Below are 12,103 nucleotides of genomic sequence, written 5' to 3'. Positions count from 1 at the left end.
TTATACCCTGCATTTAATGCAGGCTAATGATCGGAGTGCTGTCCGGCAACGACTCGGAACGCATCGCCGAAGCTATGGAGCTACTGTCGGGTCTCTTGGTGACCACGAACGTCTCGGAAACGATAAGCGGACGGCCAGCCCTTCGGCCAGCCGCCCACTCATTTTTGCGACCCAACGGAATTATGTCCCGTGCCGACGCCCACTCCCCCCAACTCGCACCAATGCATGCACTGGCCAAACATCAGGAGAAAATGAACGCCGCCGTCCGATGGTGCAGTGGGGATAGCAGCGCCGGATCGTTTAGCAATTCACCCTAAGGGCTATAATCATCGATATAGTCGGCGAATGGAGGCGGAAACGCGATCGTCAGTTCACCGGGATAACTGGATCGGGCTTGGACATTTGCGCCGCTATTTTTTCCATGCGCTGCGTGCGCTCGCTGGCGGCGCCTGTTGTCCGGTGAAAGAGATCCAGTGCATAGCCCACCAACGGCCCAGCCGCGTCCGTCCGTTTGCGCGCCAGATAGAAATCGATCAGGTTTTCCAGCGCCATCTGGCAATTGGGGTCATCTTCGCCCCGCGTACGCAAATAGCTGTCGAATACTCGGCGGAGCAATTGTTCAGCCTCGCGATGATTGCCTATTCCTTCCAGCAATAGAGCCAGATCATTTGCGGAAATCAGCGTGCGTGGATCATCAGGTCCGAACAGTTCGTCGGCTAACGCCAGCGCCTTGCGCGCCGCTTCTGTGCCTTCAGACAGTCGCCCGCCGGTGTAAGCGGTCTGCGCTTCCGCCACCAATGATCGCCATTGCTTCTCGCGCGCCTCGGTGACATCGGCAACATAGGGTGCTTGTCCCCATGCGGGAGGCGCCAGGCAAAGCAGCAGCAGCGCACATGCTCGTCCGCTATGGTTGAAGCCGCGAAAGGTCATCCGCCTACTCCTCGATGCGGCGACGGCCTCGCCCCAGCAAAAGGCCGGAAGCGAAAGCCCGGGTTCAGGAGAGAAGCGCCTCGATCAGCGCCTTCACCTTTTTCTGCCGCCATTGGGGCAGCGGCGCGATCAACCAATAGGCCAGTGCAGACGCCTGCGGCTCCCCCACTTGCCGCACCCGCCCCGCCTCGATATCGGCCTGTGCGAGCAGCAGCGGCACGGTTGCTCGTCCAAAGCCGTTGATCGCGGCTTCAATGGCGAGCCCGGCGTCAGCAACCCGGATCGCTGCCGGTTCACTCGCTGCGGGACAGCCGGGCCAATCGACGCGATGCTCCGGACCTCCCCCAGCCGCTTCGACGGTAACGAAGCTCGCCTCGCCCAGCTTCACCCCTTCATGTTCACCCGGCCCGTCGGCCAGCCGCAAGGCAAGGTCCAGATTGGCCTCTGTAAAGTCCAGCGTCTCGTCCGCTGCCACCAGAGCGAATTTGAGATCGGGCTGGCTCGCCGCATAACTGGCGAGGCGCGGTTGCAGCCATTTTGCCGTGACGTCTCGCGGCGCGGCGATGGTCAGCGAAGAACTGGACTGCCCCGCCTGCATCGCTCGCACGGCTTCTTCAAACTCCAGAAAGCCGGCGCGCAATGCTTCAAGGCCCGCTTCGGTTTCCGGGGTCAGTTCCAGACCTTTCGGCGTCCGGCGGAACAGGACAACGCCCAGCAAATCCTCCAGCGCACGGATCTGCTGGCCAACGGCTGCCGGTGTCACCGCCAGTTCATCGGCTGCCCGGGTAAAGGAAAGGTGGCGCGCGGCCGCATCCAGGACGCGCAGGCCGTTCAACGGCAAATGCGTACGCTTCATTCGGCAACCGCCGGGGCTACGAGCGCGAAATGAGGGATAGCGATGTCGAACGTCTCCCCGCTGGCGCCGATCATATGATAATGTCCGCGCATCGATCCTGTCGGCGTATTGAGCGGGCAACCCGAAACATAGTCATAGCTTTTTCCCGGCTGCACCACCGGCTGTTCGCCTACGACGCCATCCCCATCTACACGATGCTGGGCGCCACGCCCATCAGTGATCACCCAATGGCGCGTCAGCAACTGCACGGGCTGATCACCGCTATTCTCGATACGAATATGATAGGCCCAAAACCAGCGCCCGCGGTCAGGCTCTGACTGCTCCGGCAGGAACGTAACGGCAACATGCACGTTGATATCACGTGTGGTCGCATGAAAGGGAAAGAGCGCGTTCACGTTAAAAGAAATGCGCCTTTCCCCCTGCTTTCGTCAACGGCCTATCGACTTCAGAGCGCGATCAAGATCCTCGATCACATCGTCCGCATCTTCAAGCCCGACATTCAGCCGCAGCATATCCTCGGTGATGCCGACTTCCAGCCGCGCCTCTTCGGCCATGCCGAAATGCGTCGTCGATGCGGGATGGGTCATCAGTGACCGGGAGTCCCCGATATTATTGCTGATATCGACCAGCTCCAGCCCGTTCAGCAGGCCATGGGCCTCTTTCCGTCCGCCACCGACATAGAGCGAGAAGATAGGCCCTGCCATCTCCATCTGCTTTGCGGCCAGAGCATATTGCGGATGGCTTTCCAGCCCCGGATAAAGGACCTTCGCCACCCGGCCCTCCAGAAACTTCGCTACCTTAAGGGCGTTCTCGCTCTGGCGGCGGATGCGCAGATCCAGCGTCTCCAACCCCTTCAGCACCACCCAGGCATTGAAAGCACTCAGCGTCGGGCCCGTATTGCGGTGGAACGGCAGCAGTGTGTTGATGATGAAATCCTCGGTGCCGCATATCGCACCGGCCAGGACACGGCCCTGCCCGTCCATCATCTTGGTCGCGCTATAGGCGACCACATCCGCACCGAATTCCATCGGTCGCTGAAGTGCTGGTGTCGCAAAGGCATTGTCGACGACGCTGGTGATCCCATGCTTCTTCGCGATGCCGCACACCGCCTCCAGGTCCACGACATCCATCGTGGGGTTGGCGGGCGTCTCGAAGAAGAACACCTTCGTGTTGGGCCGGACAGCCGCTTCCCAGGCAGCATTGTCGGTCGCATCGACGGTGGTCGTCTCGATCCCGAACTTGGGCAGCAGCGTGTCCGTCAGCCAGCGGCAGGATCCGAACAGCGCCTTGCCAGCCACCACATGGTCGCCCGCCGACAACTGACACAGCAGTGCCGCCGTCATCGCCGCCATGCCGGTGGCGGTCGCACGGCACGCTTCGGCGCCTTCCAGCAGCGCGATGCGCTTTTCCAGCATCTCGACGGTCGGGTTCTGCAGGCGGCTGTATGTCATGCCCTGCTGCTCGCCCGCGAAGCGCGCCGCTGCGTCTTCAGCGCGATCGTAGCAATAGCCGCTGGTCAGAAACAGCGCCTCGGACGTTTCGCCCCACTCGCTGCGCGCGCTGCCGCCCCGCACCGCAAGCGTAGCAGGCCGCCAGTTCTTGGTGATCGCCGGGTCCTGCCCGCTCCTGCGCTTCATCGCTTCTTCCTTACTTCAGAGCCGCCAATACCGCGTCGCCCATCTCGACCGTAGTCATGCTTCCGCCAAGATCAGGGCTCCGCGCGCCATTGGCAAGCGCCTTGGCAACCGCAGCCTCAATCCGGTCAGCCTGTTCCGGCATGCCCAGCGAGTAGCGCAGCATCATCCCCGCCGACAGGACCGTTGCCAGCGGATTGGCCTTGCCCTGCCCGGCGATGTCGGGAGCGGAGCCATGGATCGGCTCATACAGACCCTGCTTGCTGTCGTTGAGTGTGGCCGAAGCCAGCATGCCGATCGATCCGACGCACATGCTCGCCTGATCCGACAGGATATCGCCGAACATGTTGCCAGTAACGATCACGTCGAACTGGCCCGGATCGCGCACCAGCTGCATCGCGGCATTGTCCACATACATGTGGGACAGGGCAACGTCGGGATATTCGGCCGAAACCTCGATCATCACGTCGCGCCACAGCTGGCTGGTTTCCAGAACATTGGCCTTGTCCACCGAGCAGAGCTTGCCCCGGCGGGCACGCGCAGCCTGGAAGCCCTGATGCGCAATCTTGCGCACCTCCTCTTCATTATAGGACATGACGTCATAGCCTTCGCGCAGCCCTTGGGCCGTCTTGCGCATGCCCTTCTCGCCGAAATAGACGTCGCCATTGGTCTCGCGCACGATCAACAGGTCGATGGCGCTCGCCACCTCCTTCTTCAGGGCAGACGCGTCCGCCAGCTCCGGAAAGACCTTCGCGGGACGCAGGTTGGAGAACAGCCCCAATGCCTTGCGCAGGCCAAGGATCGCCTGCTCAGGCCGTAAATGCCGCTCCAGCGAGTCGCAATCGGGATCGCCGACAGCGCCAAACAGGATGGCGTCCGCGCGGCGTGCGATATCCAGCGTTTCGGGCGGCAGAGGATGTCCCACCGCCTTGTAGGCAGCACCGCCAACCAGCCCTTCCTCATAGGTCAGGCCATCAATCGCCAAGGCGTCGAGCACGCGCCGTGCCTGCGCAATGATCTCGGGGCCGATACCATCTCCGGGAAACAGGGCGATCAACATGGCGCGAAAACTCCTTCAATGTCGTGGCCGCCCCTTATGAAGCCGCCGCGCCTCACGCAACCGCTCTTTTCAACCTGTCGACCAGCCTTTCGCGCGCGGCCAGCGTGTCGGCCCGCCAATCGGTCAGCACCGACCGTTCCAGAAAAAAGCCGGTCAGCCGTAATCCGTCCAATATGCCGGGCCAGTCGCCGCTGCCTCCCTCCAGCAGAAAAGACGGCAGCGGCAGCAACCGACTTTCATATCCCGCGGCCCCCGCCCTGCTCACCGCCGCCGCGCTGCGCGGGCTGACAAAGGCCAGATCTTCGGCACCACCTGTCGCTGCGCACCGACCAAAATCGAGACCAAAGCCGAGTTCCGCCAACAACAACAATTCGTAGCGCACCAGCGCCGCCGCCCATCCCCGCGCGGCGGGCGCCGCGTCGATCGCGCCCAGCACGCCATCCAAGGCCTGATAGAGTGTCGGATATGGCGTCCCTTCCGGTAGAGCCGCCGCCGTCAGCGCGCAGACCCAATCGATCGCCGCGGCAGGCAAGGGCTCGGATAGCAAAGGAGCGCGGCTATGCTCCATTTCGACGGTCAGCCCGGCAAGCTGCTCTTCAGTGCGGGCACGGAACTCCGCCTTCACGCTGTTTCCGGGCAGCAGAACCGGGCGCAAGGCGCGGGATCGGCCTCCACGCACATAGCCCGCCAACAGTCCATGATCCGGCGTCAGAAGGCGCGCAATGGCTCCATGTTCACCATGGGAACGGACCCCGCAAACCAGGGCAGGAGTGATCAGCACCGCCATGCATCATCCTTAACCGTGCAGAACCCTTCGCGCCACTGCTGGGGAGGCACCAGATGCCGGGTCGATATAGGTTGTTTCTGTTGCCCGCCTGTGGTGAAACATAGGTGTGGGAGTCGGGGGACAAGCCACCATGTTGAATATGCGCAAGGCGTCATCTTCCGTAATGGAGCGCCTGGTGCTCTGGTTGGGTCGATCACCGACGCTGGGTTTTGCCGTATCCCGCGTCGCCTTTGCCGTTGCCGCCACTTGGCAGATCGGCGCGATGTTCAACAACGAACCTGACTTCGCCCGCACCATCACACTTTTGCACGGTGGCGTCTGGCTCTGGACCCTGTTCGGCATTGTGCAGCATATGCTGGCGCCGCCGCTTGGCTTGCTGGTCCGGCCTCTGTCACTGATCCTCGACGCGATCATCTTCCTGACGGTAATCGCCCTATGCCAGCCTTTGCAGATCGCAGCCCTCGCCTGCCTGTTCTTCGTCGCCTGGTCAGCCTCAGAGCGCTTTGGCCGTGGCTCGATAATCGTCCTTGCGCTTTGCCTCGTTCTCGCATTCCTGGCGCGGGGTTCCTACGAAAGCTGGGCCGCCGAACGCCATGTGGCAGAGGTGGATCGAGCGATCGACGGGATCACGGTGATCATCGGCTGCACTATCGCCGCGGCGATGCTCAGCATGTCGATCCTGGAAAGACGGCTGATCGATTGGTCGGAACGATTGCAGGCCGTCGGGCTGTCTTTCCAAAAATCTCTTCCGCGCTTCGTGGTGGAGCAGGTATCGGAACTGATGGCGGCCCGCTATTGCGCCCTCGTCTGGCAGATGGACGATGGCCCCATCAACTGTGAGCTTATCAATGGCGATGGCGTCCATGCCATCAGTCTGCCGCAGCCGCAGGTGGAAGCATTGCTGGGCATCGCACCGCCGGAAGCGCCCTTTCTCTATTCCGGTCAATCGAGCCGCCTGTTGCTGCGCAACCGCCTCGGCATCACGCGAAATGAAAAGGCTTCTCACCTGACGGAAGCGATAACCGACCTGCTGGGCGTAGGTCAGGGTTTGAGCTTTCAGGTTCAGGCCGGTGACCTGCGCGGTCGCATTTTCGTCGGCACGCGCCACGGCTGGTCGCCCGCCGCCCTCTTGCGCGCACTGCGCATCCAGGAAGGGCTTGAGCTATTCCTCGATCGGCATTTCTTCCTGCTCGCCTGGCGCGATCGAACCTTTGCCGAAGCACGTCTCGCGCTCAGCCGCGATCTGCACGACAGCGTTCTTCAGACCCTTGCCGCTCTTCGCGTCCGCCTCGTGACCGCGCAACATGGGCTTGCCGCCATCGATGCCCCGCATCACCTGGCCGAATTGCATGCAATGGAAGAGCTTGTCACCGCCGAACAGGCCCATCTGCGTCGCCTGCTCAATGTGACCGGCACCAGACCGGACGATGTCGATCTGGTCCGCGATGTCGAAAGCTGCTGCCGCTTCATTGCCCTGCAATGGGGAATTGAGTGTCGGCTGAACCCGGTAGACCATCCCATGATGGTCACGTCCGAAACTGCCTCAGAAGTGGAATTCCTGCTCCGGGAGGCTACCGCCAATGCCGTAAAGCACGCCGCCGCCCAGCATATTACCATCTCACTTGCTCAGGCCGACGACGAGATAATGATCGCGCTCAAGGACAATCCGGGCGACCGGGGGATCGAGCAGCAAAGCTATACCGGCGACTTCGAATTGCAATCGCAGTCCATAATGAAACGGTTGGGCAAGATCGGCGGCACCGCCTATTTCCACAACTTAAGCATGAATTCATTAATTTCCATTAGATTACCTTCATCCTTACCGAGGTCCGCAATATGATGGCTCAGATAGCGATAGTCGACGACCACCCCATCTTCCTCGATGGCATGGCGCAGTTTCTGAGCTCGCACGGGCACGACGTCGTCTTCTGCGCGCGTTCTGTCGGCGAAGCCGTTTCGCGCCTTCAGGAGGAGCAGCCGGACCTGCTGATCCTGGATGTGAGCATGAAGGACGGTGGCGGCCTCGCGATCCTGTCTGCCATCCGCGACAGCGGCAGCAATGTTCCCGTGATCTTCATGACCGTCCACATCCGCCCTGACCAGACGCTGGAGGCGATAAAGCTGGGCGTGGATGGCGTGGTCCTGAAGGATAGCGACCCCAATGAACTGCTCTCCTGCATCACGCAGGTGCTGGGCGGCAACAAAAGCATTGCGCCCGCCGTGATGGAACAGGCCCTTGTGCACAGCATCTCGGCCCCGCCCAACGACAACAACGCGCTTTCCAGCCTGACGGACAGGGAAATGGAGATCGCCGGATTTATTCGGGCCGGCCTCCGCAATCGCGAAATCGCCGCACGGTGCGGCCTGACCGAAGGAACGGTCAAGGTGCACCTGCACAGCATCTTTCAGAAGCTCGGCATCAAGTCCCGGTCGGAACTGATCATCATGATGTTGTCGATGGACAGCGCTATACCGGCGGTGGGCCTACACTGAGGCGACCGTCTATCGCCGCCAGAGTATCAAGTCAGTTATCCGGACAACTCACGCGTTCGGGCTAGGCGCTGTCTGCATTCACAGGATTCCCATTGAGTTGAAGTTCTGATTCAAGGTTGTCGAAGGAGACGATCATTGAGCAGACGTGCACTGACGGACGACCAGTGGGAGCGGATCAAAGGGCATCTTCCCGGGCGATCTGGCATGCCGGGCCGGAGCGGAGTGGATAACCGGTTGTTTGTCGATGCGATCTTGTGGATGGCGGGCAACGCAGCGCATTGGCGGGATCTTCCTGAGGTTTTCGGGAAGTGGACGGGGGTGCATGCCCGCTTTCGCCGCTGGTCTCACAATGGCGTGTGGGAAGAGCTTTTCCATGCCATGGCCGATACGCCCGACTTTGAGTATGTCATGATCGACAGCACGATCTCAAAGGTCCACGCCGACGCGGCGGGCGCAAAAGGGGGGCTCAAAGTGCCGCCATCGGTCGTTCGCGTGGCGGGCTGACAACCAAATTGCATGCCGTGGTCGATGCGATCGGCCTGCCGCTGCGCATCCATCCAACGCCGGGGCAATATGGCGATTGCCCGCAGGCCCAGTCCCTCCTGGCCGGGCTCAAGGACGTTGATCATGTCATTGCCGATGCCGCCTATGACGCCGATCCGCTACGCGCCTTCATCGCCGGTGAACTCGGCGCAACCGCTCAAATCAAGGCCAATCCCAGCCGCGCTGTCGCGCCGCCCATTGACTGGAGGCTCTACAAGGAGCGCCATCAGGTCGAATGCTTCTTCAACAAACTCAAACGCTTCCGTAGGATCGCCTTACGATGCGAGAAAACCATCTCAGCCTTCATGGGCTTCGTCCATCTCGCATGCGCCATGATCTGGATACGGTGAATGCAGACGGCGCCTAAGCTTGTTAAAGCCCGCGACGGTCACTGAGCGAACGCTATTTCACGGCCATCAGGAAGGATGCGTCAGCCGCTCCAGCGTGACCCAGCCCTCGACATAATTGGCATAATATAGCCCGAACAACAGCGCCGACAGGACCGTCGCACGTAACGCAACGACACCTGGCCGGAAGTTGCTGGGCGCGCTGTCAGCCTGCCCTTTCAGCATCACCTCACCCGTTTCGTCGGGCGTCCGGATGCCGAAAGGCAGAACGATGAACGCGCTGATCACCCAGAACAGCACATAAATAGCCAGGATTGCGTACCAGTTCATGATGCGGAGCCTTAGGCGCGAATGAGCAGAACGTCCACCACCGGCTTCTTGCCCGTCCAGCGCGTGGCCGTCCGCCGCACCGCCAGCCGTACACGCTCGCGCAACGCTTCCTCTTCCTGAGACCCCTTGGCCACGGCCGCCGCCGCTTCCTCCGCTGCTTCTGCCAGGAAAGCTTCCTTGTCCTCTTCCACCGGCACGCCTTGGGTCCGCAATGCCGGATCGCCCACCACCTTGCCCTTGCGGTCGAGCGCGACTGCCACGCTGATCTGCCCGTGCAGCGCGATCTTGCGCCGCTCGTTCATCGTGGAACCGTCTGCTGGCAGGATTACGTCGCCGTCCAGCACCAGCCGCCCCGTGGCCTCATGCCCGATGATCTCGGGACCATTGGGCGCCAATCGCAACATATCGCCATTGGACTGCACGATGGCGCTGGGGACGCCACTTGCCAGACCAAGCCGCGCCTGCTCCGCCATGTGCCGCCGCTCGCCATGGACGGGCAGCAATATCTGCGGCCGGACCCAGCGATACATGGCTTCAAGTTCGGGTCGCCCCGGGTGGCCCGAAACATGGACCTCGGCCTGGCGATCCGTCACCATCAGCACGCCCTTGGTCGCCAAAGCATTCTGGATACGCCCAATCGCGATCTCATTACCCGGTATCTGCTTGGACGAGAAAACCACCAGATCCCCGGTGTCCAGCTTGATCGGATGACTGTCGAAAGCAACGCGAGACAAGGCCGCACGCGCTTCACCCTGCCCGCCCGTGGCGATGATCATCACCTCGTTACGGGGCAGCGCCATCGCGTCATCCCAATCGACCGTCGGCGGGAAATCCTTGAGATATCCTGCTGCCTTAGCGGTTGAGATGATCCGGTCCAGCGATCGCCCGGCCACGCACAGCTTGCGTCCGACCGCATTCGCCACTTCGCCGAGCGTCTGCAAACGCGCCGCGTTGGAGGCGAAAGTGGTAACCAGCACCCGCCCCTTCGCGCCGGTGATCGTCTGCATCAGCCCTTCGCGCACATCAGCTTCGGAGCCGCTCGCCTCGGAATTGAATACATTCGTACTGTCGCAAACAAGCGCCAGCACGCCCTCATCACCGATCGCGGTCAGCTCCTCGGGGGTCGAAGGCTGGCCCAGCAATGGCTTCTCGTCGATCTTCCAGTCGCCCGTGTGGAAAACACGTCCGTGAGGCGTGTCGATCAGCACAGCATTGCCCTCGGGGATCGAATGGGCCAGCGGCACATAGCGGAAGCCAAACGGCCCCAGCGCGAAGCTGCCTTCATTGTCGATGACATTCAGCTTGACCTCTTTGGTCAGCCCCTCTTCCTCCAGCTTCAACCTGATGAGGCCCGCCGTGAACGGCGTCGCATAAAGCGGCACGCCAAGGTCAGCGGCCAGATAGGGGATGGCACCGATATGATCCTCATGCCCATGGGTGAGCACGATGCCCAGCAGGTCGTCGCGACGCTCTTCGATGAAGGACAGATCGGGCAGCACCAAATCAACGCCGGGATAAGCCGGGTCCGCGAAGGTCAGGCCAAGATCGACCATCACCCACTTGCCCTGGCAACCATATAGATTGACGTTCATGCCAATCTCTCCCGACCCGCCAAGGGCCAGGAAGAGCAGCTCGTCTTTAGGTATCATCAGTTCTTCAAACTCCGTTCGTGCAACAGCGCCAGACCCAAAATGGTCAGGTCCGGCGCGATCGCATCGAAAATTTCACTATTCTCATCAAACAGGACGGCCAGGCCGCCTGTCGAAATCACTTTGGCTGGGCGGCCAATCTCCGCCCGCGTTCGGGCAACCAGCCCTTCCATCATCGCGACATAGCCCCAGAACACGCCGATGTGCATCTGCGCTTCCGTCGTGCGACCGATAACCGAACGGTTCTCCGGCGGCGCAATGGCAATCTTTGGAAGCTTGGCAGCGGCCGCGACCAATGCATCGAGCGACAGGTTGATCCCCGGCGCAATGATGCCACCCTTGTACGTCCCCTGATAATCGATGACGTCGAAGGTGGTCGCTGTTCCAAAATCGATGACGATCAAATCGCCTTCGTACAAATGGTGGGCGGCAATGGCGTTTACAACCCGGTCGGCACCCACGGAAGCAGGCTCCGCCACGTCCAGTTCAATGCCCCATTCGACCGGCGCCTGCCCCGCGACCAGCGCGGCTGTCTTGAAATATTTCTCCGCCAGCACCTGAAGATTATGCAGCGCGCGCGGCACGACGGTGGCGATGATGACCGCATCGACATCCGCAAGGGCATAGCCTTCCAGCATCAGTAACTGGTTCAGCCACACGGCATATTCATCCGCCGTCCGGCGAGGATCTGTCGCGATCCGCCAACGCGCGCGAATCTCCCGCCCTTCAAGCAGCGCGAAAACCACATTGGTATTGCCCGCGTCGATCGCGAGAAGCATGGCCCGTCCCCGGATATCAGATGAGAAGGATGTCGCCCGCATGAATGGCACGGGTGTCGCCATTCGCCAAGCGGAGGATCAGCATGCCCTGCTGATCAAGCGTATCGAAACTGCCCTCGACGGTCTCGCCGTCAGGCTGGACGACCCGCATCGCAGTGCCGCTGGGATGCGCGTTCAGCAACCAATGCGCCCGCACCGGCTCCAGCCCTTGCGCGCGCCAAATCGCCAGCCAATGTCCGAATAATTCGGCCAATCTCTCCAGAAGCGCGCCAGCTTCTGCATCGGCAGCCCCCTGCGCCGCCAGACTGGTAACAGGCCGGTCCAGCCCGACCGGATGACCCACTACATTGATGCCGATCCCGACCACGATGGCGTCACCCGCCCGCTCCAGCAGGATACCCGCGATCTTCGCGCCATCGACCAGAACGTCATTGGGCCATTTGATCCGCGCTTGCCCCTCGCACAAAGGGGCCACCAACGCATGCACCGCATTCGCGGCGACCAGCGCGAGTAGATGGGCAGGCGGATCACCCGCCCGCAACTGGACCAGCGTGGAACAATAGAGATTACCTACAGGACTTTCCCAGGTCCGGCCCATGCGGCCTCGACCACCCACTTGCCGTCCTGCGCGCAGCCACGTGCCTTCCGCCACGCCCTGCTCCGCCAACGCCAGCATATCGGCGTTGGTGGAGCCG

General features: G+C 61.6%; 13 protein-coding genes. 3 read left to right on the top strand and 10 right to left on the bottom strand.

What is annotated here, in order from left to right; genetic code table 11:
• Positions 1-366: 366 nt before the first annotated feature.
• The 6 genes from ACZ5U1_RS02410 to recO all read right to left on the bottom strand — a co-directional run bounded on the left by ACZ5U1_RS02410 (position 367) and on the right by recO (position 5,267).
• Complete coding sequence (locus ACZ5U1_RS02410; protein WP_464779212.1) at positions 367-930, bottom strand: tetratricopeptide repeat protein; 564 nt, start codon at positions 928-930, stop codon at positions 367-369.
• Between the two features lie 64 nt (positions 931-994).
• Complete coding sequence (locus ACZ5U1_RS02405; protein ID WP_464779211.1) at positions 995-1,786, bottom strand: LysR family transcriptional regulator; 792 nt, start codon at positions 1,784-1,786, stop codon at positions 995-997.
• Positions 1,783-2,181, bottom strand: a complete 399-nt coding sequence (apaG, locus tag ACZ5U1_RS02400) for a Co2+/Mg2+ efflux protein ApaG (RefSeq protein WP_196225748.1) — start codon at positions 2,179-2,181, stop codon at positions 1,783-1,785. The genes ACZ5U1_RS02405 and apaG overlap by 4 nt, the downstream gene beginning before the upstream one ends.
• Positions 2,182-2,214: 33 nt before the next feature.
• Positions 2,215-3,423 (bottom strand): O-succinylhomoserine sulfhydrylase, encoded by a 1,209-nt coding sequence (gene metZ, locus ACZ5U1_RS02395; protein ID WP_464772054.1) that lies wholly within the window; start codon positions 3,421-3,423, stop codon positions 2,215-2,217.
• Between the two features lie 10 nt (positions 3,424-3,433).
• Complete coding sequence (gene leuB / locus ACZ5U1_RS02390) at positions 3,434-4,480, bottom strand: 3-isopropylmalate dehydrogenase (RefSeq protein ID WP_464779210.1); 1,047 nt, start codon at positions 4,478-4,480, stop codon at positions 3,434-3,436.
• Positions 4,481-4,532: 52 nt separating this feature from the next.
• Entirely contained in the window at positions 4,533-5,267 is a 735-nt protein-coding gene (recO, locus tag ACZ5U1_RS02385) for a DNA repair protein RecO (RefSeq protein WP_460987708.1), read from the bottom strand.
• Between the two features lie 163 nt (positions 5,268-5,430).
• Here recO and ACZ5U1_RS02380 point away from each other — a divergent pair, with 163 nt between their 5' ends.
• From ACZ5U1_RS02380 to ACZ5U1_RS02370, 3 genes are all read left to right on the top strand, one after another.
• Entirely contained in the window at positions 5,431-7,107 is a 1,677-nt protein-coding gene (locus ACZ5U1_RS02380; protein WP_464779209.1) for a sensor histidine kinase, read from the top strand.
• Positions 7,104-7,760, top strand: a complete 657-nt coding sequence (locus ACZ5U1_RS02375) for a response regulator (protein ID WP_464779208.1) — start codon at positions 7,104-7,106, stop codon at positions 7,758-7,760. The genes ACZ5U1_RS02380 and ACZ5U1_RS02375 overlap by 4 nt, the downstream gene beginning before the upstream one ends.
• Positions 7,761-7,895: 135 nt before the next feature.
• Positions 7,896-8,653 (top strand): IS5 family transposase gene (locus tag ACZ5U1_RS02370; RefSeq protein WP_464778136.1). Its coding sequence is split into 2 segments (ribosomal slippage): positions 7,896-8,214 and positions 8,214-8,653, totalling 759 coding nucleotides; the frame shifts between segments, so codons are not numbered across the junction.
• A gap of 66 nt (positions 8,654-8,719) precedes the next feature.
• Here ACZ5U1_RS02370 and ACZ5U1_RS02365 read toward each other — a convergent pair.
• From ACZ5U1_RS02365 to ACZ5U1_RS02350, 4 genes are read right to left on the bottom strand one after another with little or no spacing between them, the layout of a single operon-like run.
• Positions 8,720-8,980: a DUF1467 family protein gene (locus tag ACZ5U1_RS02365; protein WP_464779207.1), complete on the bottom strand. Its 261-nt coding sequence runs from the start codon at positions 8,978-8,980 to the stop codon at positions 8,720-8,722.
• 11 nt (positions 8,981-8,991) lie between these two features.
• On the bottom strand, positions 8,992-10,629 hold the full coding sequence (locus ACZ5U1_RS02360) for a ribonuclease J (protein ID WP_464779206.1): 1,638 nt from the start codon (positions 10,627-10,629) through the stop codon (positions 8,992-8,994).
• Positions 10,629-11,408 (bottom strand): type III pantothenate kinase, encoded by a 780-nt coding sequence (locus tag ACZ5U1_RS02355; protein ID WP_464779205.1) that lies wholly within the window; start codon positions 11,406-11,408, stop codon positions 10,629-10,631. The genes ACZ5U1_RS02360 and ACZ5U1_RS02355 overlap by 1 nt, the downstream gene beginning before the upstream one ends.
• A 16-nt stretch (positions 11,409-11,424) precedes the next feature.
• Positions 11,425-12,084 (bottom strand): biotin--[acetyl-CoA-carboxylase] ligase, encoded by a 660-nt coding sequence (locus ACZ5U1_RS02350; RefSeq protein ID WP_464779204.1) that lies wholly within the window; start codon positions 12,082-12,084, stop codon positions 11,425-11,427.
• Positions 12,085-12,103 lie beyond the last annotated feature (19 nt).

The organism is Sphingobium sp. TomTYG72 (genome assembly GCF_055394715.1).
The sequence above is the reverse complement of the archived record's forward strand: the minus strand, read 5'-3'. Positions and strand labels throughout refer to the sequence as shown.